Annotated in this window: 17 protein-coding genes and 2 pseudogenes; 12 read left to right on the top strand and 7 right to left on the bottom strand. The window is 74.9% G+C overall.

From position 1 onward, the window contains the following. The first annotated feature begins 296 nt into the window (after nucleotides 1–296). Together OIE69_RS34300 and OIE69_RS34295 are read left to right on the top strand one after the other, a co-directional pair. Nucleotides 297–1,523, top strand: a complete 1,227-nt coding sequence (locus OIE69_RS34300) for an MFS transporter (protein ID WP_326578432.1) — start codon at nucleotides 297–299, stop codon at nucleotides 1,521–1,523. A 50-nt stretch (nucleotides 1,524–1,573) separates the two neighbouring features. Then, nucleotides 1,574–2,335 carry an N-acetyltransferase gene (locus OIE69_RS34295; RefSeq protein ID WP_326578429.1) on the top strand — a complete coding sequence of 254 codons (762 nt, stop codon included), beginning with the start codon at nucleotides 1,574–1,576 and terminating at the stop codon, nucleotides 2,333–2,335. On the opposite strand, the gene OIE69_RS34290 is transcribed toward OIE69_RS34295, so the two are convergent. The 3 genes from OIE69_RS34290 to OIE69_RS34280 all read right to left on the bottom strand — a co-directional run bounded on the left by OIE69_RS34290 (nucleotide 2,332) and on the right by OIE69_RS34280 (nucleotide 9,086). After that, complete coding sequence (locus OIE69_RS34290; protein ID WP_326578427.1) at nucleotides 2,332–4,173, bottom strand: glycoside hydrolase family 15 protein; 1,842 nt, start codon at nucleotides 4,171–4,173, stop codon at nucleotides 2,332–2,334. The two genes, OIE69_RS34295 and OIE69_RS34290, sit on opposite strands and share 4 nt — an antisense overlap. A 99-nt stretch (nucleotides 4,174–4,272) precedes the next feature. Then, complete coding sequence (locus OIE69_RS34285) at nucleotides 4,273–7,251, bottom strand: tetratricopeptide repeat protein (RefSeq protein ID WP_326578425.1); 2,979 nt, start codon at nucleotides 7,249–7,251, stop codon at nucleotides 4,273–4,275. Continuing rightward, on the bottom strand, nucleotides 7,248–9,086 hold the full coding sequence (locus OIE69_RS34280) for an HSP90 family protein (protein WP_326578423.1): 1,839 nt from the start codon (nucleotides 9,084–9,086) through the stop codon (nucleotides 7,248–7,250). The genes OIE69_RS34285 and OIE69_RS34280 overlap by 4 nt, the downstream gene beginning before the upstream one ends. Before the next feature lie 284 nt (nucleotides 9,087–9,370). Here OIE69_RS34280 and OIE69_RS34275 point away from each other — a divergent pair, with 284 nt between their 5' ends. From OIE69_RS34275 to OIE69_RS34260, 4 genes are all read left to right on the top strand, one after another. Then, nucleotides 9,371–10,954, top strand: coding sequence for an alkaline phosphatase D family protein (locus OIE69_RS34275; protein ID WP_326578421.1), 1,584 nt, complete (start codon nucleotides 9,371–9,373; stop codon nucleotides 10,952–10,954). A 54-nt stretch (nucleotides 10,955–11,008) separates the two neighbouring features. Next, nucleotides 11,009–11,398: a hypothetical protein gene (locus tag OIE69_RS34270; RefSeq protein ID WP_326578419.1), complete on the top strand. Its 390-nt coding sequence runs from the start codon at nucleotides 11,009–11,011 to the stop codon at nucleotides 11,396–11,398. 99 nt (nucleotides 11,399–11,497) lie between these two features. Beyond that, a complete protein-coding gene (locus OIE69_RS34265) occupies nucleotides 11,498–12,019 on the top strand; it encodes a DUF1990 family protein (RefSeq protein WP_326578417.1) in 522 nt (173 codons plus the stop codon). 76 nt (nucleotides 12,020–12,095) lie between these two features. Next, nucleotides 12,096–13,466, top strand: a complete 1,371-nt coding sequence (locus tag OIE69_RS34260; protein ID WP_326578415.1) for a GNAT family N-acetyltransferase — start codon at nucleotides 12,096–12,098, stop codon at nucleotides 13,464–13,466. Here OIE69_RS34260 and OIE69_RS34255 read toward each other — a convergent pair. Continuing rightward, nucleotides 13,420–14,595, bottom strand: a complete 1,176-nt coding sequence (locus tag OIE69_RS34255; RefSeq protein WP_326578413.1) for a trans-sulfuration enzyme family protein — start codon at nucleotides 14,593–14,595, stop codon at nucleotides 13,420–13,422. The two genes, OIE69_RS34260 and OIE69_RS34255, sit on opposite strands and share 47 nt — an antisense overlap. Before the next feature lie 59 nt (nucleotides 14,596–14,654). Between OIE69_RS34255 and OIE69_RS34250 the strand changes: the two genes are divergently transcribed. From OIE69_RS34250 to OIE69_RS34230, 5 genes and pseudogenes are all read left to right on the top strand, one after another. Continuing rightward, nucleotides 14,655–15,137, top strand: coding sequence for an Lrp/AsnC family transcriptional regulator (locus OIE69_RS34250; RefSeq protein ID WP_326578411.1), 483 nt, complete (start codon nucleotides 14,655–14,657; stop codon nucleotides 15,135–15,137). 48 nt (nucleotides 15,138–15,185) lie between these two features. Further along, the gene (locus OIE69_RS34245) at nucleotides 15,186–16,862 is read left to right on the top strand and encodes a DUF885 domain-containing protein (protein WP_326578409.1); all 1,677 of its coding nucleotides are present in this window, start codon (nucleotides 15,186–15,188) and stop codon (nucleotides 16,860–16,862) included. A gap of 566 nt (nucleotides 16,863–17,428) precedes the next feature. Next, entirely contained in the window at nucleotides 17,429–17,971 is a 543-nt protein-coding gene (locus OIE69_RS34240) for a GNAT family N-acetyltransferase (RefSeq protein ID WP_326578407.1), read from the top strand. 207 nt (nucleotides 17,972–18,178) lie between these two features. Next, a pseudogene (locus OIE69_RS34235) lies at nucleotides 18,179–18,328 on the top strand (ATP-grasp domain-containing protein); the annotation flags it as partial. 83 nt (nucleotides 18,329–18,411) lie between these two features. After that, a pseudogene (locus tag OIE69_RS34230) lies at nucleotides 18,412–18,549 on the top strand (ATP-grasp domain-containing protein); the annotation flags it as partial. 165 nt (nucleotides 18,550–18,714) lie between these two features. Here OIE69_RS34230 and OIE69_RS34225 read toward each other — a convergent pair. Further along, entirely contained in the window at nucleotides 18,715–19,227 is a 513-nt protein-coding gene (locus OIE69_RS34225) for a rhodanese-like domain-containing protein (protein ID WP_326578405.1), read from the bottom strand. 94 nt (nucleotides 19,228–19,321) lie between these two features. Between OIE69_RS34225 and OIE69_RS34220 the strand changes: the two genes are divergently transcribed. After that, nucleotides 19,322–19,771, top strand: a complete 450-nt coding sequence (locus tag OIE69_RS34220; RefSeq protein ID WP_326578403.1) for an Lrp/AsnC family transcriptional regulator — start codon at nucleotides 19,322–19,324, stop codon at nucleotides 19,769–19,771. Here OIE69_RS34220 and OIE69_RS34215 read toward each other — a convergent pair. Both OIE69_RS34215 and OIE69_RS34210 read right to left on the bottom strand, forming a co-directional pair. Continuing rightward, entirely contained in the window at nucleotides 19,736–22,738 is a 3,003-nt protein-coding gene (locus OIE69_RS34215) for an SMC family ATPase (protein ID WP_326578401.1), read from the bottom strand. The two genes, OIE69_RS34220 and OIE69_RS34215, sit on opposite strands and share 36 nt — an antisense overlap. After that, nucleotides 22,738–23,898, bottom strand: coding sequence for an exonuclease SbcCD subunit D (locus OIE69_RS34210; protein WP_326578400.1), 1,161 nt, complete (start codon nucleotides 23,896–23,898; stop codon nucleotides 22,738–22,740). Before OIE69_RS34210 ends, OIE69_RS34215 begins: the two co-directional genes overlap by 1 nt. Nucleotides 23,899–24,047: the final 149 nt, after the last annotated feature.

Here is a 24,047-nt window from a genome sequence, read left to right as displayed (position 1 = left end):
CCGGCAGGCCGCCGGACGTCCGTCCCGGGGTGCCGGACCGACTGCTCTCCCCGGACGCGTGGGCGGCGGCGCACCGGCGGGTGCCCGACGGCCGCCGTGCCTGGCACCTGGGTGCGTGTGCTTCACGCGAGCGTTTGATCTCGATTCGGCAACGGCGGGTTTAAGCCGGGGGCACCCCCTTATCGGCACGCCTGGTTGCTTGATACATATGGTCCGCGCGTTCCTGTCCGTCGACGGTCGCACGACTCCCCCACCTGCTCGCCGTGCCTTCGGCCGTCCCTCACCCAGGAACGCCCATGTCTTCGCGGACCGCGCCCTCGCGCGCCCTGCTGCCGCTCGTCGCGCTCTTCTGCGCCGGCTACCTCGCGCCGTACCTGATGCCGACCGTCGTCGGCCGCCTCACCACCGGTCTCGGCCTGAGCGGTTCCCAGGCCGGGGCGGTGGGCAGCGCGCTGCTGCTCGGCTCGGCCTGCGCCGGGTTCACGCTGGCCTCGCGGGTCGACCGGATCGGCCGGGCGCGACTGGCCCGGCTCGGGCTGCTGATGATCGCGGGCGGCTTCACGACGGCCGCGGCGACCGGCCAGGTGCCCCTGGTCGTCCTCGGCTGCGTGGCGGGCGGGTTCGGCTCCGGCACCTCGACGGCCGTGGCCGCCGTCGGCATCTCCGGTGAACGGGAGCCCCACCAGGTCACGGTGCTCGCGCTGCTGGCCACCTCGGCGGCTGCCGGGTCGCTCTACCTCGTACTGCCGCGGCTGGGCGGCGGCCACGCGCTGCCCTTCGCGGCCATCGCCGCGACGGCCCTGCTCGTGCTCCCGCTGACCCGGCGGCTGCCCGCGCGGCCCTGTCCGCACTCCACGGCCGCCGGGCAACCGACCGGGCTGCCGCTGCCGCACCTGGCCGCCGGGGCCGTGCTCGCCGTGTCGATGCTGTGCTGGTCGCTGGCGCAGAACGCGCTGTGGGGCGTGAGCGGTCGCATCGGGCTGGACCGGGTCGGCCTGTCGGAGGCCGCGGTCGGCATGGTGTTCGCGGTCGCCCTCGGGGGCGGGCTGCTCGGCGTCGTGGCCGCGGGCGCCCTCGGTGCGCGCCTCGGGCGCGCGGTGCCCATCGGGGCGGGCACGGTGGTGATCGCCGTGTGCGTGGCGGTCGGCGCCTCCGCCCGCGGCCCGGTCGCGTTCGCGGTGGGAGAGGTGCTGTGGAACACCGTCTACCCGGTGGTGCTCTCGTACCTGATCGGGCTGGCCGCCGCCCTCGACCCGCGGGGCCGCTGGGCGGTGTACGCCGGTTCCGCGTCCTCGCTCGGGGTGGCCTGCGGACCGCTGACCGGCGCGCTGCTCTGCGCCAGGCTGGGCTTCCCGGCGATGGGCGGGGTCCTGGCCTGCCTGCTCCTGCTCGCCGCCGTGCCGCTCACCGCGGTGGCCCGCGGCGCGCGTTCCGGCAGCTGGGGCCGGGGCGCCGTGGCGGTCGGCGGCCGCGGCGGCGGCGCCGCGGTCGTGGCCCGCACGGACGTCGGCCGGGCGGCCTGAGGGGAAATCGGGATGCCGCGGCGGCGGCGCGTCTGGCAGGGTGCCGCCTCGTGAACGACACCGGAACCGTCCGCATCACCCCGCTCGCCGAGCGCCCCGAGCTGATCCCCCGGCTCTGGGAGATCTCCGAGAACTGGCCGGCCTTCGTCCCCCAGGACCCGGTCGCCGGCGCCCTGTTGCACCGGGTCGCCGAGGACTTCCCCCGGTACTGCGTCGTCGCGACCGACGGCGACCGGGTCGTGGCGCGCGGCTTCGCCGTCCCGTTCGACGCCACCGCTCAGGGCCGCGAGGAGACTCCGGACCAGGGCTGGGACCGCGTACTGGTGTGGGCGTACTCCGACCTGCGCGACGGGCGACCGGCGACGGCCGCCAGCGCGCTGGAGATCACCATCGACACCGGCCACCTGGGGCGGGGCCTGTCGCACCGCATGGTCGCCGCGCTGCGCGACACCGCGCGGGACCTGGGCCACGACGCGCTGCTCGCCCCGGTCCGTCCCACGGCCAAGCACCTGCGGCCGCGGCTCCCCATGGCCGACTACGTCGGCCTGCTGCGCGAGGACGGGCTTCCCGAGGACCCGTGGCTGCGGGTGCACGTCAGGGCGGGCGGTGTCGTCGTGAGGGTCGCGCCGGCCTCGATGACGGTCAGCGGGACGCTGTCCCAGTGGCGGCGCTGGACGGGGCTCCCCTTCGACCGGGACGGCGCCGTCGAGGTACCCGGCGCGCTGGTTCCGGTGCACTGCGACACCGCGCACGACCACGCCGTGTACGTCGAGCCCAACGTCTGGGTCCGCCACGCCACGCGGCACCGTTAGCCGAGTGCCCGGTCCAGGTTGAAGGCGGCGCTGATCAGGGCCAGGTGCGTGAACGCCTGCGGGAAGTTGCCGCGCAGTTCGCCGGCGCGGTCGATCTCCTCGGCGTACAGGCCGAGGTGGTTGCCGTACGTGAGCATCTTCTCGAAGGCCAGGCGCGCCTCGTCCATGCGCCCGGCGCGGCTGAGGGCCTCGACGTACCAGAAGGAGCAGATGGAGAAGGTTCCCTCGTCGCCGGGCAGGCCGTCCGGGCTCGCCACAGGGTCGTAGCGGTAGACCAGGGAGTCGGAGACCAGGTCCTTGCCGAGGGCGTCGAGCGTCGAGAGCCACTTGGGATCGGTCGGCGAGATGAACTTGGACAGCGGCATCATCAGCACCGACGCGTCCAGCACGTCCTCGCCCTCGCTCTGGGTGAACGCGCCGCGCGCCTGCGACCAGCCGTTCCTCATGATCCGCCGGTAGATGGCGTCGCGGGCGCCGTACCAGCGCTCGCGGTTGGCGGGCAGGCCGCGGTGGTTCGCCATGCGGATGCCGCGCTCGATCGCCACCCAGCACATCACACGGGAGTAGAGGAAGTTCTTGCGGCCGCCGCGGGTCTCCCAGATGCCCTCGTCGGGCTGGTCCCAGTTGTCGCAGACCCAGTCCACGAGTTCGCAGACGGTGTCCCAGTGGCTGCTGGAGATCGGCTTGCCCCACTTGTCGTAGAGGTAGAGCGAGTCGATGAGCTCGCCGTAGATGTCCAGCTGCAGCTGGTGGACGGCGTTGTTGCCCACCCGGACCGGCGCGGAACCCGCGTACCCCTCCAGGTGGTCCAGCTCCCGTTCGGGCAGCTCGGAACGGCCGTCGATGCCGTACATGATCTGCAGCGGGCCGCCGGTGCAGCGCGGTCCCCCCATGCAGATGCGGTCCGACAGGAAGTTCATGAAGGCCTCGGCCTCGTCGGTGAAGCCCAGCCTGAGCAGCGCGTAGACGCAGAAGGCGGCGTCGCGGATCCAGACGTACCGGTAGTCCCAGTTGCGCTCGCCGCCGATGCGCTCGGGGAGGCTGGTGGTGGGCGCGGCGATGATGGCGCCGGTCGGCGCGTAGGTGAGGAGCTTCAGGGTCAGCGCGGACCGGTGCACCATCTCGCGCCAGCGGCCCCGGTACTTCGACTGGGAGAGCCAGTGCCGCCAGTAGCGCACGGTCTTCTCGAACTGGTCCTCCGCCTCGGTCAGCGGGCAGCCGCGCGGGCCGACACCGTCGCCGACCTGGTCCAGGGCGAAGACGGCGGCCTCGCCCTCGGAGAGCTTGAACTGGGCCCACACGTCCCGGCCGTCGTTCTCCAGCGGCACCGAACAGGTCAGGGCGATGGTCTGGGCCGGGGTGGCGAAGAGCGCCTGCATCCCGTTCATGTGCACGGTGTGCGGCACGGTGCCGTAGTCGAACCGCGGGGCCACCCGCATCCGGAACGGCAGCACGCCCCGTACGCAGACCACGCGGCGGATCAGCCGGTGCCGGTCGGCCTCGTGGGACTCGTCGACGACCGGCATGAAGTCCTGCACCTCGCCCATGCCGTCCTCGGCGAAGAACCGGGTGATCAGCACATTGGTGTCGGGGAAGTAAAACTGCTTGGTGCGCGCGGGCACGTCCGCGGCCAGCTCGAAGCTGCCGCCCCGGTCGGCGTCGAGGATCGAGGCGAAGATGCTGGGGGCGTCGAAGCGCCCGGAGCAGTACCAGTCGATGGTGCCGTTCGTGCCGACCAGCGCCGCGCTGCGCAGGTCGCCGATGAGCCCGTGGGCGGCGATCGGCAGGTACCGGCCGTCGGCCGGTGCGAAATCGGACCGGAGGGCTTCGGCTGTCACGGTGGCCTCCTCACGCGCCGGGAAACGGCAAAAGCCACCATTCAGACTAACCCTCCATGTCCTCCTTCTTCTCGGTCAGGACGGTGCCGCCCGCCGGGCCTACGCCTCCCCGGCCTCTGCCTTCTCCGGTCCGGCGGGCCGCTCGCCGACGTATTCGAGGACGGAACGGGCCTCGGCGAGCCGCTGCGCGGCGACCTCGGCGTCCCCTCCCTCGCCCCCTCCCTCGCCCCCGCTCTCGCCCTGTCCCGCGTACTGGGCGATCACGGCCCGGGCCCGCTCCGCGGCCGCGGCGTGCCGTCCCAGGTCGGCCTCGAGCCAGGCGGCCATGAGCTGGGCCGCGCTGCGCGCGGGACCCGGGTCGAAGAGCGTGATCGCGCGTTCGGCGCAGGCCAGACCCTCCTCGTACGCGGCGCGGGCCGAGCCGTCCGTGTCGTCCTCGCCGGGCTCGCCCGGGCAGGAGCGGACGATCAGTTCGCCGGTCTGCCGGTGGGTCCCCGCCAGTTCGGCGCGCAGGTGGGTCGCGGCCGCCCCGTCTCCGGCCGTCGTCGCCGCGGACAGTGCCTTTTCGGCGACCGCGGCGGCCTCGGCCATCGCGGCACGGCCCTCGGCGAGGCCGCCCCGGCCGTCGTGGAGGGAGAGCCAGGCCCGGGCGCGCAGGGTGCGCACGAGCGGGACGGGACGCTCCATGGCGCGCCAGAGCTCACCGGCGCGGCTGTACGCCTGTGCGGCCTCGCCGGCCAGGCCGGCCCGTTCCAGGGAGTCGGCGGCGAGGTTCGCCAGGACGGCGTGGTCCTGCTGCTCCTCCCAGTCCTGCGCGATCTCCGCGGCGAGCAGGAACTGCTCGGCCGCGGCGCGCGGCTCGTCCAGGTCGCGCAGTGCCTCGCCCAGCCACCAGCGCGCCTGGACGACCCGCCCGTCGTGGTGGGCGCGCACCAGGTCGGGCAGGGCGGTCTCCAGGACGGTGGCGGACTCCGCGGCCCTGCCCTCGCGCAGCAGCGCCCCGCCGAGGACGAGCCGCGCCCAGGCGCCGAGCTCCTCCGACATGTCGCCCTCGTCGGCCCAGTGGGCGCCCTCCAGGGCGTGGTCGGCGGCCTCGGCGTCGGCGCCGCGGGCAGCGAGTGCGGCGGCCAGCACGGTGTGCAGGTGGGCGCGGTGCACCGGGCCCAGGGCGGCGGCGCCGTGCTCCAGCGCGGCACGGGCGGACTCCTCCGCGGTGGTGTGGTCGTCCCGCTGGAGGGAGAGGTCGGCGAGCAGCGCCTCGGGTTCGGCGGCGTACCAGGGGGTCGCGGCCTCGTGGTGGAGGCGGGCGGCCCGCGCGAAGAGCCCGGCGGAGGCCGCGGAGTCGCCGCGTGCGGCGGTGTGACGGGCCTGCAGCGTGATCGCGTCGGCGAGCCGGCCCGCCATCCGTTCCTCGTCGCGGTGCTCCTCGGCGAAGGCGATGATCCGCAGCAGTTCCGCCTCGTCCCCGGTGCCGGGCGGCGTGAGGTCGAGCCTGGCCAGCCAGGCGCCGGTCAGCTGGCGGGCGGTGGCCCGGCCGGCGCCGTGCAGCTCCCCCAGCGCGTCGACGGCGGCGTCGAGCGCGGCGAGGGCCCGGCCGGTCCGCTCCGCGACGGCCGCCGCGTACGCGGCGCGGACGCGGCAGGCGGCGGCCTCGCCCGGCTTCCCGGCCGCCTCGAACAGTTCGGCGGCGGTCTCGAGGAGCGGTACGGCGGTGCCGGGGTCGGTGAAGGCGGCGATGCCGGCGTGGTCGGCGATCTCGGCGCGGTCCAGGTCGCCCAGGGCGGCGCCGGTGCGTTCCGCGGCGCGGCCCGCGGCGGCCCAGGCGGGGCCCGCGTCGGGGTGCTGGGCGTCGCTCAGCGCGCGGGCCTCGGCCAGCAGCGCGCCGACGTCCTCGGAGTCCGCGGGCACGGCGGCCGCCGCGGGCGCGGGCCGCGGAGGTGCGGCGGGCGCGGTCAGGCGCTGCCGGGCCCGGACGCCCAGCGGGAGCCGCTCCACGAGGGGCCCGGCGGCGAGGCGCTCGCGCAGGCGGCGGCTGACGGCGTCGTTGCCGTTGCGGGCGTCGAAGCGCGCGGAGACGGCCGCGGCCTCGCGCTCGGCGTGGACGAGCAGCGCGCGGGCGGTCCAGTCGGTGCCGGCGGGCCCGGGGACGCTCCGGTCGCCATGGCCGAGGGCGACGAGGCGGCGCATCAGCAGACCGCTGACGGCCAGGTGGTCCATGAGCGTGTCGGGGTCGCCGGTGTCGGTGAAGTACGCGGGGTGCTCGGCGAGGATCTCCAGGGCGCGTGCCTCGTTGCCGGTCAGGGCGCAGAACTCGACGTGGCAGGAGACCGCGCCGCGCATGCTCTCCATCGGCCGCACCAGGCGGTAGCCGCGCAGATGGTGGGCGCGTGCCTCGTCGAGCCGGCCGAGCCGGACCAGCGGCAGCAGCGAGGACGCCAGCACGTTGTGCGGTTCGTGGGCGCAGGTGTACTGCCCGGAGAGGACGGGCTCCCAGGCGCGCAGCGCCTCCTCGTCGCGGCCGCGGTCGACCTGCCAGCTGCCCTGGCCGTGGAGTTCGCAGGCGTGGCAGTCGGCCATGGCGTCGCGGTCGGCGGCCAGCCACGCGGCGTGGGCGGCCTCGGCGCGGGCGGTGTCGCCGAGGTGCCGGGCGATGCGGAACTCGCCCTGGCGGACGGCGCGTTCGGAGTGGCCCGCGAGGCGGTAGCGGTGCTCCATCTCGCGCTGCCACTTCTCGATGGAGGCGAGCGGCACGTCGGGCTGGTCGAGCATGCCGCTGGCCACCCACTTGAAGATCCAGTGCAGGTGGTGGGTGTTCGCGCCGTCGAACTCCCCGGGCCGCTCGTCCCACATGCGCAGCAGACGGGCGAAGGGCACGAAGAACTTGTCCTTCTCGCTGCTGTACGCGTAGGCGCCGGCGAGGTTGAACAGGGCGTCGACGAGGAGCGGGGTGTCCCCGGTGGCCTCGGCCTCGGCGACGAGCCGCTCGGCACCGGCGTTGCGGGCGCGGCCCTCGGGCTCGTCGCGGTTGTGGTGGAGGGCGCGGCGTATGGTCTCGGCCGCCGGATCCTGGGTGCTCATCGGCCGTCCTCCTGTTCGGCGTCGCCGGGCTTCCCCGCGGGGCCGTCCGCGGTCTGCGCCGCCCACTGCAGCAGACCGAGGAAGGCGCGGTTGAGGAGCGCGGAGTCGGCGGGGCGCAGCGGGCGCTGGGCCATCAGCAGGGCCTGGCCGTACAGCGCCTCGGCGGCGGTGCCGACGAGTTCGGGGTCGGTGAAGCCGCTGATCCGCCGGACCAACGGGTTGAGGTGGTTCAGCACGAGCCGGGCGCGCGGGGTGCCGCCGCGCAGCGAGCCGAGGATGCCCGCCCACAGCTCGTCGGCCTGCTCCTCCTCCTCGGCGCGGGCGCGTTCGTGGCGGGCGGCCCGGTCGTCCAGGTGGAGCGCGGGGACGGTGACCGGGTGGAAGGTGCGCAGCGACACGTCGCAGCCGAGCGGGTCGAGCCTGGCGCGGGCCGCGGCGAGGAAGCCGGACAGGGCGAGTTCCTCGGCGGGGTCGACGGCGTCGAGGTGCGCGGTGACGGTGTCCGCGTCGAGTTCGGCGACAGCGGTGCCGGGACGCACGGTCGGCAGCAGCTCGACCAGGTCGGCGTCGTAGGTGTAGCCGCCGTTGACGACCCCGATGCCCTGCGCGGAGGCGATGGCCGCGACCTGGCGGTACTCCTCGACGGTGCGGGTGAAGTGGACGACCCGGTGGCGGCGGGCGAACTCCTCGAGCGACAGCTGCCCGTCGGTGGTCTCGAACGGCAGCCAGGGCAGCATCGTGCGGAGCATCCCGGCGTCGTGCCGGGCGAGCGACTTGACGCCGAGGTGGTGGACGGCGAGGAACTGGGCGAGCCGTTCCCGGTCGCCCGCGGCGAGTTCGGTCAGCCAGCCGCGGATGCGTTCGCCGAGCGCCTCGCGGACGGCGGCGAGCGTCTCGTCGGCGTACAGGCTCTCCCGGGACGCGGTGGGGCGCAGGCTGTCGGTGTCGATCACGCAGCGGACGAAGAAGGCCCATTCCGGCAGGAGTTCGTCGGCCCGGTCGGTCAGCAGCATGCCCTTGAGGTGGACGCGGTGCCCGGCGCGCTGGGCGGGGCTGACCGCGGCGGGCAGGACGTAGCCGACGCCGCGCACGCCCGCGAGGGGGACGTCGAGGTCGATGACGTCGAGCGGGGTGAAGCCGAACTGCTCGTGGCAGTGCCGGGCGAGCGCGACCCGGCGGGCGGCCTGACCGGGGTGCGGGCGCTCCCAGACCGGCGGGCGCTCGGTGACGTGCGTGTCGCCGACCCGCACGTCGTACGGCAGCAGGGAGCCGAAGTCCTTGGCGAGGGCGAGCACGCGCTCCTCGGCGAGCCACTCCGCGGCGCCCGGCCGGGCGGTCAGGTACACGGTCGTACCGGGCTCCGGGTGGTCCTGCGCGGGCAGCGTGCGGACGGTGTACGAGCCGTCGTCCCGGGCGGTCCACTCGACGGGCGGGGCGTCCGGGGTGCGGGCGGAACGGCTGACGACGCGGATCTGCTCGGCGACGACGAAGCAGGCGAGCAGCCCGATGCCGAACTGGCCGAGGAACTCCGAGCGGGCGCTCTCCAGGCCGTCGCGCTTGGAGCTGCGGCCGATGGTGGCCAGCAGGTCGTGCACGTCGGACTCGGTGAGGCCGACGCCGGTGTCCTCGACGCGCAGCCGGCCGCCCTCGGCGTGCAGCCGCACCCGGGCGGGGGCGTCGGGCTGTTCGGCCCGGCGGGCGGTGATCGCGTCGACGCCGTTCTGCAGCAGCTCCCGCAGGTAGACCTTGGGGCTGGAGTAGAGGTGGTGGGAGAGGAGGTCCACCAGGCCACGCAGGTCGACCTGGAAGGCGTGCGGTGTCTGATCTGCAGTCATGGTGGGGGCGCCGGTGCGTTCCGGGGAGGGGGAACGGGGCGCGGGTAGGGCGATCGGGTGATCGCGGCCGCCGGATTGCGGAACATCGTATGGCGGCGGAGCCCGCGGTGACCAGGGGGTTTCGTCGTGCGGGGCGGCCGGTGGGGAGTGCGTGGGCGGGCGGGCGCCGCCGTACGGCGCGGTGCGGTTGTTCACTGGGCGTTCGGATCGACGGCACACGGCGCGAGTAGGAACGGGGGCGGACGCATTTTCGGCGTACGCGGTGCGGTACTTGGGAGGTCAGGATGGCGGACGGATCCGGGAGCACGGTCGGGCGGCGCTCGGTGCTGAGGGGCGGGCTCGCGGCCTCCGGGGCGCTGCTGGTGCCGGCGGTTGCCGCGCCCGCGCTCGCCCTGTCGGGGAGGCCGGCGGCGACGTCGGGTGTGCAGACCGGCGATGTGACGGCGTCGGGCGGTCTGGTGTGGGTGCGCGCGGACCGGCCGGCGCGGATGGTGGTGGAGACCTCGGCGACCGAGTCGTTCCGCCACACCCGGCGCTTCCACGGCCCGGTGGTCGGCCCCGGCACCGACTTCACCGGGGTGACCCGGCTGCACGGCCTGCCGGCGGGCGAACAGGTCCACTACCGGGTGCTGCTGGCCGACCCCGACGACCCGCGCCGCACCGGCGCACCGGTCACGGGCACCTTCCGTACGGCGCCCGACGGGCGGCGCGGCGGGGTGCGCTTCGTGTGGTCGGGCGACCTGGCCGGGCAGGGCTGGGGCATCAACCCCGACATCGGCGGCTACCGCATCTTCGACGCCATGGGCGCGGTGGACCCTGACTTCTTCCTGTGCAGCGGCGACAACATCTACGCCGACGGCCCGATCGCGGCGACCCAGGCGCTCCCCGACGGCAGCACCTACCGCAACATCACCACAGCGGAGAAGTCCAAGGTCGCCGAGACCCTGGCCGAGTTCCGCGGCAACTTCCGTTACAACCTGCTCGACGAGAACCTGGGGCGCTTCAACGCCCGGGTGCCGTCGGTCATCCAGTGGGACGACCACGAGGTCCGCAACAACTGGTACCCGGGCGAGGTGATCGCCGCCTCGGACCCGCGCTACACCGAGAAGAGCGTGGACGTCCTCGCGACCCGGGCGCGGCGGGCGTTCGCGGAGTACTTCCCCATCTCCTCGCTGCGCCCGGACGGCGCCGGCCGGGTGTACCGGGTGGTGCGCCAGGGCCCCCTGCTGGACGTCTTCGTCCTCGACATGCGCACGTACCGCAACGCCAACTCCCCCGACGACCAGGCCCACGACGCGCAGGGCATCCTCGGCCGGGAGCAGCTGGAGTGGCTGAAGCGTGAGCTGTCGCGCTCGCGCGCGGTGTGGAAGGTGATCGCCGCGGACATGCCGCTCGGGCTGGTGGTGCCCGACACCACGGAGGGGAAGCCGAACATCGAGGCCGTGGCGCAGGGCGACCCGGGCGCGCCCCTCGGCCGTGAGCTGCAGATCGCCGAGCTGCTGCGGTTCGTCAAGCACCGCAGGATCACGGGCACGGTGTGGCTGACCGCCGACGTCCACCACACCTCGGCGCAGCACTACCAGCCCTCGCGCGCGGCGTTCACGGACTTCGCGCCGTTCTGGGAGTTCGTGTCCGGCCCGCTGAACGCGGGTGCCTTCCCGGCGAGCGCGCTGGACGCCACCTTCGGGCCGGAGCGGGTCTTCGTGAAGGCGCCGACGGCCTCGAACGTCTCGCCCGCCGAGGGCTACCAGTTCTTCGGGCAGGTCGACATCGACGGCCACTCCGGCGACATGACGGTGCGGCTGCGCGAGCAGGACGGCACGGTGCTGTTCACGAAGGTGCTCCGGGCGGGGCTGGTCGGGCAGTAGCCACGGGCCCAGGCCTACTACTACGGCGCCCAACGTGACGGATCGGCATGGCTGGTGGCCGAGGGTGGCGATGTCGTGCGGCGCTACTGCGAGAAGGGCGCCGGCGAGGACGAACTGCTGACCCTCGGGGAGCCCCTGCCCTACGAGCGGGCCCGCCGAGTGGAGCTGGGGCTGTCGCCGGAGTGGGACGCGGCCGAGGAGAGTGAGGAGGACGAGCGGGAGTGGAGTTCGGCCGCCTTCGACATGGCACCCGAGATCGCCGACACGTTCGGCCCCAGCCCCTTGAGCATCACACCGGAAACCCCGGCGCGCGGTGCCGGGGTGCTCGCCCTGACGCCGCACGGAGTGGCATGTGGCGTCGCACCGGGCCCGGACGATGCGGGCGTACGCGGCGCGGAGGCGAGGGCGCACTCCGGCACCGACGGGCGGTCCCGGAGGGCTTAGCATGTGCAAATCGACCGGGCAATACGGCGATTTCGAGACCTCGTGGGGCGGCCGGGGCGGGTGCCCCGCGGCGTCCCGACGGACTGGGAGGACGGCGCCGTGACGGGTGGTTTCAGCTACGAGCCGGTCGGGGTGACCCGGACCGGCGGGCCCACCCCGCCGGGGTTCCACCACCTGCACGAGCGGATCCGGATCGGCGAGGGTCCCGAGGTGCTGGCCGCGGCCGGGCGGGCGTTGACGGGGTGGCGGATGCACCGGGCGGCCGGACTGCGGGTGCCGGCCGGCACCCCGGACGCGGCGCCGGGGGTGCGGGTGCCCCTGCGGATCGGCCCGCTGCGCGCGCCCTGCGAGGTGGTGTGGGCGGAACACGGACCGGATCGCGTGGGGTTCGCGTACGGGACCCTCCCCGGTCACCCGGAGCGCGGGGAGGAGGCGTTCGTGGTGAGCCTCGCGCCGGACGGGTCCGTGTGGCTTGATGTCACGGCCTTCAGTGGACCGGGGGCGTGGTACGTGGGTCTACTGGGCCCCCTGGGACGCGTCACTCAGCGTGGCATCGCGCGCCGCTACGGCCGGTGCCTGCGCCGGTTGTCGCAGGATGGAATTGTTGAAAGGGGGAGTTAAGCGACATGGAACACGCTTTACCCGTCGGTCACAACGCGTTCGTGATCACGCAACACCCGTTCGGCATGGTGTTCGCATGCGAGAACTGACTTCCGCCACGACCGCCTCCGCCGCCACCGCGCGGCGGCGGTTCCACCGGCGCCGCGACGTCGTCGAACTCGCCGCGCTCCTGGTGGCCGTCGCCTCCGCCGACCTCGTCGCCGACCGCGTCGGGCACACCCCCGGCCTCCCCGCCCTGCTGTGCCTGTCGGCCGCCGCGCTCGCCGCGACCGCCGGCTTCCGCACATGGCGGGCACGCCATCTCGGTCATGCGCCCCCTCCCCCCGGGGGCCACGAGGGGAACCGTGCGGCGGAGCCGGGGGAAGGCTCCGCCGCCCACGGACCCGACGCCGGGACCGCGTTGTGGCGGGTGCGCACCACCGTGCACGACACTCCGGGCAGCCTCGCCGCACTCTGCGCGGCGCTGGCCGGACGGGGCGTGGACATCCTCACCCTCCAGACGCACCCGCTGACCGAGGGCACCGTGGACGAGTTCCTGGTCCGCGCCCCGGCCGCACTCGCGCCGGGCGACCTGACGCGGACCGTGGCCGACGGGGGCGGCCGGGACACCTGGATCGAGCGGGCCGACGCCCACGATCTCGTCGACACCCCGACCCGGATGCTCGGCCTCGCCACCCGCACCGCCATGGACGCAGCCGAACTGCCTCTGGCCTTACGGCAGTTGTTCGGACGTTGCACGATAAGGTCCACTCCGCCCGGCACGGCCGGCCCCGATCCGGCCGAGGACTCCCTGGAGGACACGATCATGCGGCTGCGCGATCCGGCCGGAGGCACCATCACCGTGGAACGCGCCTGTCTCCCGTTCACCCCGACCGAGTTCGCCCGGGCCCGCGCGCTCGTCGAGCTCGACGCACAGCTGGGCGCCAGGGTCCCGGACGGCCGGGCCGTCCTCACCCTGCCCGAGGGCAACGAGATCACCGTCCGCCGGGCGGGCCCCGAGGACCTCGAGGCCGCCCGTGAACTCCACGACCGCTGCTCCAAAGCGACCCTGACCCGCCGTTACCACGGCCCCGTCGCGGACGTGGACCGCTATCTGACCCATCTGCTCAGCCCCCGCTTCGGCCGGACGCTCGCCGTGCAGACGGTCTCCGGCCGGCTCGTCGCCCTCGGCCACCTGCTGTGGGACGGCGACGAGACCGAGGTCGCCCTGCTGGTCGAGGACGCCTGGCAGCACCGCGGCATCGGCCTGGAGCTGCTGCGCCGTCTGGCCGCCCAGGCCGTCGACGCCGGGTGCGAGAGCGTGTACGCGGTGACCCGGGCGACCAACACCGCGATGGTGGCGACGATGCGCCGCCTGGGTCTGCCGCTGGACTACCAGGTCGAGGACGGCACGCTGGTCATCACCGCGACGCTGTCACCGGCCGACGCGAGCGCTCGGCTGCGCTGAGCGCGATGTCCAGGTCCTCCCACAGGTCCTCGACGTCCTCGAGTCCGACCGACAGCCGCAGCAGCCGGTCGCTGACGCCCGAGTTGTGGCGGTCGCCCTCGTCGACGATGCGGTGGCTGATCGAGGCCGGGTGCTGGATGAGGGTGTCGACGCTCCCGAGGCTGACCGCCGGGGTGATCAGCCGGACCCCGGCGATCACCTCGTGCGGATCGCCCTGGACCTCGAACGCGACCATGGCGCCGCCGATCCGCGGGTAGTGCACCTTCGCCACCCGCGGGTCGGCGGACAGCCGCTCGGCCAGCGCCGCCGCCGTCGCCGAGGCGGACGTCACCCGGACCGGCAGCGTGGACAGCCCGCGCAGCAGCAGGTAGCCCGCCAGCGGGTGCAGCACCCCGCCGGTGGCGAAGCGCACCTTGCGCAGCACTCGGGCGAACTCCTCGTCGCAGGCGATGACTCCGCCGAGGACGTCGCCGTGGCCGCCCAGGTACTTGGTGGCGCTGTGCAGCACGATTCGGGCGCCGCTCTCCAGGGGGCGCTGCAGGACGGGCGTGGCGAAGGTGTTGTCGACGACCAGCGGCACCTCGCCGCAGGAGTGCGCGACGGCCCGCAGGTCGACCTCGGCCAGCGTCGGGTTGGCGGGGGTCTCCACGATCACCAGGCCGGTGTCGGGGCGGATGGCGTCCGCGATTCCGGCCGGGTCGGTCCAGGTCACCTCGGTGCCGATCAGGCCACCGGTCAGGAGGTGGTCGCTGCAGCCGTACAGCGGGCGGACGGCCACCACGTGGCGCAGCCCCATGGAGGCGCGGGCCAGCAGGGTGGCGGTGAGGGCGGCCATGCCGCTGGCGAAGGCCACCGCGGACTCGGCGCCCTCCAGCCGGGCCAGCGCGGTCTCGAAGCGGGCGACGGTGGGGTTGTCCAGCCGGGAGTAGACCGGCGGGCCGGTCAGCGCGGCGCCCGTCACGGCGAAGTCGTCCAGGCGGGCGGCCTCGGCGCGGCTGTCCCGTGAGGGGTAGGTGGTGGACAGGTCCAGGGGAACGGCGTGCAGGCCGAGGTCCGCGAGGTCTTCGCGGCCGGCGTGCACGGCCTCGGTGGCGAGGGCGCGGGTGGGCGCCGATGCTGTCGTGTCCATGGCCCGATGCTGAACAGCTACCGGTCCGTAGTGGGAGAAGCCCGTGTTAACTTCGGCCGATGTCCGATTCTGTGCTTCTGGATCCGGTCGACCTCGAGATTCTGCGTCTCCTGCAGAACGACGCACGGACGACCTACAAGGACCTCGCCGCGGCAGTCGGCGTGGCCCCGTCCACCTGCCTGGACCGGGTCGGCCGGCTGCGCCGCACGGGGGTGATCCTCGGCCACGAGCTGCGGGTCGACCCGGCCCGGCTCGGGCGGCCGCTGGAGGCACTGCTGGCGGTGCAGGTGCGGCCGCACCGCCGCGAGCTGATCGGCCCCTTCGTGGAACGGGTGCGGGCGCTGCCGGAGTCGCGGGCGCTGTTCCACCTCACCGGGCCCGACGACTATCTCGTCCACGTGGCCGTCGCGAGCACCGGCGACCTCCAGCGGCTGGTCGTCGACGAGTTCACCTCCCAGCCCGAAGTCGCCCGCGTGGAGACCCGGTTGATCTTCCAGCACTGGGACTGCGGCCCGCTGCTCCCGCCCACGTCAGCAATATGATCGTCAATGGTGATGACGGAGCGGGCCGCTCCGTACCAGGATGTGACCATGCCCGACACCACCGGCAGCGCGCTGCCCCGCCGGATCGCCGACGCGTACGTCGACGCGGTCACCGAACTCGATCCCATCACCGCCACCTACCTGGGGGTGCGGACCGGCCAGGACCGGCTCCCCGACTTCAGCCCCGCCGGCCTGGAGGCCCAGGCCGAGCTCGCCCGCCGCACCCTGGCCGACATCGACGCGGCCGAGGTGCCGGACGACGACGAGCGCCGCTGCGCGCGCCTGCTGCGCGAGCGGCTCACCGCCGAGCTGGCCGTGCACGAGGCCGGTGAGGGTCTGCGGGCCGTGAGCAACCTGCACTCCCCCGTCCACTCGGTGCGCGGTGTGTTCATGCTGATGCCGACCGGGACCGACGAGGACTGGGCCGCCGTCGCCGCCCGGCTGCGCGCGGTCCCGCAGGCCCTGGCGGGCTACCGGGCCTCGCTGGAGGAGGGTGTCGCCCGCAAGCTGCCGGCCGGGCCGCGCCAGGTCGCCACGGTCGTCGAACAGCTCGGCGAGTGGCTGGGCGAGGGCGCGGACGCGAGCTGGTTCGCGCAGTTCGTGAAGGAGGGTCCCGAGGCCCTGCGGTCCGAGCTCGACGGCGGCGCCGCCGAGGCCACCGCGGCCGTCGCGGGCCTGCGGGACTGGCTGCGCGACACCTACGCCCCGGCCGTCGAGGGCACGTCCGACGCCGTCGGCCGCGAGCGGTACGCCCGCTGGGCCCGCTACTGGACGGGCTCCGACCTCGACCTGGACGAGGCGTACGCGTGGGGCTGGGAGGAGTTCCGGCGCATCGAGGCCGAGATGCGCGTCGAGGCGGAGAAGGTGCTGCCCGGAGCCACCCCGATGGAGGCCCTGGCGCACCTGGACGAGGCCGGCGAGGCCATCGAGGGCGTCGACGCGGTCCGCGAGTGGCTCCAGGGGGTGATGGACGAGGCCATGGCGGCACTCGACGGCACCCACTTCGACCTGGCCGAGCCCGTCAAGCGCGTCGAGTCCCGCATCGCCCCGCCCGGCAGCGCCGCCGCGCCGTACTACACCTCGCCCTCGCTGGACTTCTCCCGCCCGGGCCGCACCTGGCTGCCCACCCTGGGCCGTGAGCGGTTCCCCGTCTGGGACCTGGTCAGCACCTGGTACCACGAGGGCGTCCCCGGCCACCACCTGCAGCTCGCGCAGTGGGCGTACGTCGCGGACCGGCTCAGCCGCTACCAGGCCACGCTCGGCCAGGTCAGCGCCAACGCGGAGGGCTGGGCCCTGTACGCCGAGCGCCTCATGGACGAGCTCGGCTTCCTGACGGACGCGGGCCGCCGGCTCGGCTACCTCAACGCGCAGATGCTGCGGGCCACCCGCGTCATCCTGGACATCGGCATGCACCTGGAGCTGGAGATCCCGCAGGACAGCCCGTACCGCCCGGGCGAGACCTGGACGCCGGAGCTGGGACGCGAGTTCTTCGGGCGCTTCAACGGCCTCAGCGACGCCATGCTCGACAGCGAGATCATCCGCTACCTCGGCATGCCGGGCCAGGCCATCGGCTACAAGCTGGGCGAGCGCGCCTGGCTCGCCGGGCGCGAGGCCGCCCGCAAGGCGCACGGCGACTCCTTCGACCCGAAGGCCTGGCACATGGCCGCGCTGTCGCAGGGCTCTCTGGGCCTGGACGACCTCGTCGACGAGCTCTCGAAGCTCTAGCGGTCACCCGTCCTCCCGCGGGCCCCGCCCGGGGCCCGCTGGAGGACGCCGTGCGCGCCGCCTCCGGCCTCCTGCAGGAGCTGTTCCGGCACGGCGCCCGGCAATGCCGCCGCCATGGCTTCCAGGCGATCGCCACCGACGTCCGGAACGGTCCAGTCGTCGCCCTGCACGCGCGAGGAAAAGCGAGCTCCACGTGGTGGGCGAGGTCGGAGAACCATGTCCACCGCCCGTCGGTGAGCAGGTGCAACCCGCCGATCACGGCTCCCTGAGGGCCGAGCGCGTCGGGTGTGGCCGTGCGCGTCATGAGAACGGCCACGCCGCTGCGGAGGTGGCGGACCGGCTCGCGTCCGTGCGAAGCCTCATGGGCGCGCACGGCGTCCCGGAGGAAGGGGCATCCGGCGTCCCGTACTCCAGCTCTCTGAAGACGCCGACAGAAGGGAAGGGGAATCTCTCGTGCCTCACCTCACGGAACACAGGGCACCGGCTGCGCACGTCCCGGCGGCGGGGACCCGCGGGGGCGGCCCGGGCGGGGTGGATAGGGTGAGGTGCATGGGGGTGTTGCACGGATGATCCCGAACGCTTCACGGGAAGACGGACGGCTCGTGCTGGCGCACGGCCGGCTGACTCTGCGGGAGCAACTCCCGGAGGAGGCGGCGCAGCTGGCCGACGGCAAGCAGGCCGGGCTGGCGTGGGTCGACGGCGGGCCGGGCGAGGGCACGATCATCGCGGCCGGGATGATGACGATCGCGGCGGCCGCCGGGGTGTACGCCCCGGGATGGGGGCTGTTCGTGATCCAGCGGTCGGACGACGGCCTCGCGCTCGGCGGTATCGGCTTCCACGGGCCGCCCTCCGCCGTCGACGGCCAGGTGGAGATCGGCTACGACCTGTCGGAGTCCGCGCGCGGCGTGGGCTGGGCGACGGACGCGGTGCTGGTGCTGTCACGGTGGGCACTGAGCCGCGCCGAGGTGCGCACGGTGCTGGCGACCACCGACCCCGGCAACCGCGCCTCGCAACGGGTGCTGGAGCGGGCCGGCTTCGGGCGCATCGCGGACCGGGACGCCCAGTGGGCGTACGAGTTGGGGCCGGTCGGCCGGGGTGTGACGGTGTAATTCGCTGTCGCGGCACCCGCCGGTTCCGCCACCATCGGGGCAGTGAACACCGTGCCCCCGTCTTGGGCCCTCTTCCTCGCACCCCGCGTCACCACCACCGGCCACGCGCCGGCCGGGGCCCGGGGCTGCTGGCGGCCGACGAGGACCGGCTGCCCGGCTGCCCGGCTGCCGTTCGAACTCGTCGGGCGGGACGTCCGGTTCACGGCCATGGCGGAGGCCCGCGCGCTGCGCCGGCCCGCCTTCGTGAAGCCGCCGAACGACAAGAGCCTCCCGGCCGGGGTGTACCCCGACGGCAGCGGCCTGCCCGACCCGGACGCGGTGGACGACGACGCTCCCGTGCTGATCGGCGACATCGTGGCGTTCGCCGTCGAGTACCGGCTGTTCCTGCTGGACGGCGAGGTGGTGACGGCATCCGCTGCGCGACCGGCGGCGGCCTGGACGTGGCGCCGCTCGGCGGTGACCCGCCGGCGGCCGAGGTACGGGACTTCGCCGGACGGCTCTTCGCGCCCGGAGTGCCGGGGCTGCCCGGCGCGATCGTGGTCGACGTCGGCCGGACCGGGGACGGCTGGGCGGTGGTCGAGGCCAACGCGGCCTGGGCGAGCGGCGATTACGCCTGCGACGCCGAAGCCGCGCCGGACGTCGTCCTGCGGGCGGCGGCGCCGCTCGACGGATTCGGGCCGCGGGATCTCCGGTTCCCGCCGCCGGCCGTCTCCGTCGTCCGCCGAGGCCGCGGCGCGGCGGCCTCAGCAGCCGCAGTCGTGCGCGTCCACGGGCGCGGTCAGCGGGTCGGCGGGGCGCCGCTCGGTGCCGTCGGCCGTCTCGTGGGCGAAGCCCTCGCGGATCCAGTACTCCATGCCGCCGAGCATCTCCTTGACCTGGTAGCCGGCGCTCGCCAGGGCGTGTGCGGCACGGGTCGCGCCGTTGCAGCCGGGGCCCCAGCAGTACACGACGACGGGCACGCCGCGGTCGAGGAGGGCCGCGGCGAGCCGCGGGACGTCCGCGGTGGGCAGGTGGACGGCGCCGGGGACGTGGCCCTGCTCCCAGGCCTGGGTGGAGCGGGAGTCGACGAGGGCGAAGCCGGGCCCGGCGCCGGTCTCCGCCGCCGCGGCGAGGGCGGCCGCGACATCGGACACATCGGCGTGGAAGGCGAGGCTCGCGGCGAAGTACGCGGCGGCGTCGGCCGGCGCGGCGGGCGGCACACGCAGCACGGGGTTGTCGACCGGGGCGGAGGTGGTGGTGGCGGTCTGTGTCGTCATGGCGGCAAATCTATGAGCGCCGGCCGTCCGTCTGAAGGGCCGTTCCCCGGCGTCCGCCTTGCCCGGCCGGGGAAATCCCTGGTAGCCAGGGGGCATGACCGTGGAATCCCTCGACGCCACCGACTGGCGCATCCTGGACGCCCTGCAGCGCGACGGCCGGGCCAGCTACGCCGAGCTGGCGCGTGCCGTGTCGATGTCCCCGAGCGCCGTGACCGAGCGGGTCCGGCGGCTGGAGGAGGCGGGGGTGATCACGGCGTACACGGCCGTGGTGGACCTGGAGCGGACCGGCCGCCCGATCCTGGCGTTCGTCCGGCTGCGCTACCCGCACGGCAACTACAAGCCGTTCCACGATCTGCTGGAGTCGACCCCGGAGATCCTGGAGGCCCACCATGTGACGGGCGACGACTGCTTCGTGCTGAAGGTCACCGCCCGTTCGATGCGCCACCTGGAGGAGATCACCGGACGCGTCTCGGGCCTGGGTTCGGTGACGACGAGCGTCGTCTACTCCTCACCGCTCCCCCGCCGTGCGGTGGCGGAGGGCTGACCCGCGCTGCCCCTTGACGACCTGCAACTGGGCGGGGACGCGCTGCCGGAGCTCGGCGACGTGGCTGACGATGCCGACGGCGCGGTCGCGTTCGCGCAGCCCGTCGAGGACGTCCAGCACCTCGTCGAGGGTCTGCTCGTCGAGGCTGCCGAAGCCCTCGTCGACGAAGAGCGTGTCGAGGCGGGCGCCGCCCGCCTCGTCCGTGACGACGTCGGCGAGACCGAGGGCGAGGGCCAGGGAGGCGAAGAAGGTCTCGCCGCCGGAGAGCGTGGCGGTGTCGCGCTCGGTGCCCGTCCAGGAGTCCACGACCATCAGTCCCAGGCCCGACTTGACGTTGCGTGAGGCGCGGGCGTCGGTGTGGACGAGGGTGTAGCGCCCGGAGGACATGCGGTGCAGCCGGACGCTGGCCGCGGCCGCGACCTGTTCCAGCCGGGCGGCGAGCACATAGGTCTCCAGCTCCATGCGCAGCGTGTTCTCCCCGGCGCCGGTCGCGAGGTCGGCGAGCCGCCGCAGCCGCGCGTACTCCTCACGGGCCGGGGCGAGCGCCCTGGTGCCGCGCAGTGCCTCCGCCCGCAGCCGGTCGAGGGCCTCGCGGGCGGTGTGCGCGGCGGACTGCCGGGCGGTGACCCCGCGCAGCCGCACGGTCGCGGTCTCGACGGCCCGGCGGGCCGCGTCGGGGTCGGCCGGAGGCAGCGCGGCGGCCTCGGCCAGTTCCAGGGCGGTGAGTTCGGCGGTGACCGCGGCCTCCTCGCGGCGCCACTCCTCCGCGCGCTGCCGCAGCCGCCGCAGTTCCGTCTCGGGCAGTACGGCGTCGGCCGCCGCCTCGGGCGTGGGGAAGCCGGCCTTGTAGGCGGCGTCGGCCAGGTCGGAGTCCGCCTCCTTCAGCGCGCGGGCGGACTCCTGGGCCGCGCGGGCCGCCCCTGCCGCGGCCGCCGCGAGCCTGGCGTCCGCCGTGAGCCGGGCGCGGCGCTCGGCGACGGTGGCGTGGGCGCCGCGGGCGCGGGCCAGCCGGGCGGTGAGTTCGGCGGCCTCCCGGTCGAGGAGTTCCCGGCGGGTGGTGAGGGAGGCGAGCCGGCTCTCGGCCTCGCTGCGGTCGGCGGTGCGCCGGGCGTGCTCCGCGAGGGCCCGGTCGAGCGCCTGGCGCGCCTCGGGCGCTCCCGCGGCGCTGCGCACGGCGGCCTGGTACTCCTCCTCCAGCGCGGCGTGCGCGGCGACGAGTTCGGCCGCCGGCGCCGGTCCCGCGGCGGCGAGGGCCGCGTCGCGGGCGGCGGCAAGATGTGCGACCTGCTCCTGCGCGGCGTCCCGTGCGCCGGCGGCCCGCTGCTGGGCCTCCTGCGCGGCCTCCTCGTCGGCGCGGCCCACCTGGCGGGCGGCGGGGCGGGCCGGGTGGGGGTGCTCGGTGGCACCGCAGACCAGGCAGCCCTCGCCGGGGCTGAGCTGTGCGGCCAGTTCGGCGGCCATGCCGCTTATGCGGGCCTCGCGCACGTCCTGCCAGTGGTCGCGGGCGTCGGCGGCCGCGTCGCGTGCCGCGCGCAGCCGGTCCTGCGCGGCGAGCAGCGCGGTGGCGTGGGTGTCGCGTTCACGGGCGGCGTCGAGGCGGCGGCGGGCCCGGTCGAGGGCGCCGGAGAGCTCGGCGGCGCGGGTGGCGGCTGACTGGGCGGCGTCCACGGCGCGTTCACGGCCGAGGCGTTCGGTCTCCCAGCCGTCGAGCCAGGCGGCGGTGTCTGCGGTCAGCCGTTCGTCCTCGGCGGCCTCGCGCTCCACGCGCCCGCGGTCGTGGGCCAGTTCCGCGGCACGCTGCTCTTCCCGGTCGGCGTCGGCGAGGCCGCCCAGCTCCTCGCGGAGCCGGTTCTCGTACTCGGCGAGCTGTTCGGCGCCTGCCTCGTACTGCTCGGCGGGCAGGCCCGCGCGGGCGGCGCGCTCCTCGGCGGCCGCGCGTGCCTGCCGGCCGGCGGCGCGCTCGCGCAGCTCCAGGGCGGGCGCCACGGTGGCGCCCCGCTCCGCCGTCCCCAGCAGCTCCTGTTCGCGGGCGCGGGCTTCGCGCTCGCCCGCCATGTCGTGGGCTCGGCGTTCGGCCGCGGCGTGGCGGCGCTGCCGTACGGCGAGTTCGCGTACCGCCTCGGCCTCGCGCTGGGCCCGCTCGTGCGCGCCCTCCGCGGCGGCGACCGCCAGGTCGGCGATGTCGGCGCGTTCGCGGGCGGTGGTGGCCAGGACGGCCGCCCAGCGCAGGATGTGCGCGGCCAGTTCCGGGTCGCCGGCGGCGGCGCCCTCGGGCAACGGCCCGGCGAGGGCCTCGGGGTCGTCTCCGGCGGCCTGGCCCATGCGCTCGGCGAGCCGCAGCAGTTCGCCGTCCCCGGCGGCGACCCGCTGCTCGGCGGCCCGCCGCTCGGCCCGCAGCCACTCCTCGACGGCCTTGAAGCGGCGGGTGTCGAAGAGCTTGCCGAGCAGGGCGGCCCGCTCGGTGGCGGTGGCCCGCAGGAACGTCGCGAACTCGCCCTGCGGCAGCAGCACGACCTGGCAGAACTGCTCCCGGCTCATGCCGATGAGCTGCCTGAGCTCCTCGCCCGCCTCCTGGTGGGACTTGCTGAGCGCCCGCCACTGCCCCGCGGTGTGCTCGCGCAGCAGGGTGACGGCCTTCTCCATCGTCCAGCCGCTGCCGCGCTTCTTGGGGCGCGGCTGCTCGGGCCGGCGGGTGATCTCCAGCCGCCGGCCGCCCACGGTCAGGTCGAGCACGACCTCGGTGAGCGTGTCCTCCCCGGCGTGGTCGCTGCGCAGCCGGTTGCCCTGCCGGCTGCCGGGGACGCCGCCGTACAGGGCGAAGCACACCCCGTCGAGGACGGAGGTCTTGCCGGCGCCGGTCGCGCCGTGCAGCAGGAACAGCCCGGCCGCGGACAGCTCGTCGAAGTCCACGGTGTGGCTGCCGGCGAACGGCCCGAAGGCGGTCAGGGTCAGGCGGTGCAGGCGCATCAGTCGGTCTCCGCCCGTGCGGCATCACTGCGGACCGCGTCGAACGCGTCGCGCAGGACGCCCCGCTCCGCGGTGTCGGGGCCCGTGCCGCGCACGTGGGTCACGAAGTCCTCGGCGATCTGCCGGTCGGAGCGGCCGCGCAGGCGCTGTGCGTACGAGGCGTGGGGGCCGGCGTCGGTCCGCTCCGGCTCGAAGGCCAGCGCGAGCGCGTGCGGGAACCGCTTGCGCAGGCGGGCCATGGGCTCGTGCGGGCGGTGCGGGTCGGTGAGGGTGGCCTCGACCCAGGAACCCTCGTGCCGTGCGTGCGCCGGGTCCTCCAGCAGTTCCTCGAGGCGGCCGCGGATCCGGGCGAGCGGCCGGGGCACGGGGCAGTCGACCCGCTCGGCGGCCACGGAGCCGTCGGCGCCGAGGTCGACCAGCCACATGCTCTTGCGGTGGTCGGCCTCGGAGAAGGAGTACGCGAGAGGGGAGCCGGAGTAGCGCACGCGGTCGGAGATCGTCTGGCAGCCGTGGAGGTGGCCGAGGGCCACGTAGTCGACGCCGTCGAAGACGTCCGCTGGCACGGCCGCCACGCCGCCGACCGTGATGTCCCGCTCGCTGTCGCTGGGCGCGCCGCCCGCGACGAACGCGTGCGCCAGCACGACCGAGCGGGTGCCCGCGGGGCGGGCGGCCAGGTCGGCGCGGACCCGCGTCATGGCGGCGCTCAGCACCTCGGTGTGCCCGGCCCGGTCGAGGGTGAACTCCTCACGCACCAGGGTCGGTTCGAGGTAGGGCAGCCCGTAGAGGGCGACCGGCCCGTGCTCGTCGGCGAGGACGACCGGCGCCGCGCAGCCGGCCGGGTCGGTCCGCAGGTGGATCCCGGCGCGGTCGATGAGGCCGGAGGCCACCCCCAGCCGGCGGGCGGAGTCGTGGTTGCCGGAGATCATCACCGTGGGCACGCCGAGGGCGGCGAGCCGGTGCAGCGCGTCGTCGAAGAGCTCGACGGCGGGCAGCGAGGGCAGCGCGCGGTCGTAGACGTCACCGGCGACGAGGACGGCGTCGACGCGCTCCGCCCCTGCCGTCGCCACCAGGTGGTCGATGAACGCCGCCTGGGCGTCGAGGAGTCCGACCCGGTGGAAGGACCGCCCCAGATGCCAGTCGGAGGTGTGCAGCAACCTCACCGCGGCTCTCCCGCCCGCATGTTCTCTTCCTCCGCCTCACGTTCCGCATGCCCCGCGCGGGCCCCGGTGTCCCCACCGGTCCCGTGCGCTCCGAGAGCAGGCTATCGGCCACCACTGTCAGCGCGTCGCGGGAGTCCGAACTCGGGCAA

It is taken from the genome of Actinacidiphila glaucinigra (genome assembly GCF_035918135.1).
Taxonomy (GTDB): Bacteria; Actinomycetota; Actinomycetes; order Streptomycetales; family Streptomycetaceae; genus Actinacidiphila; species Actinacidiphila glaucinigra.
The sequence above is the reverse complement of the archived record's forward strand: the minus strand, read 5'-3'. Positions and strand labels throughout refer to the sequence as shown.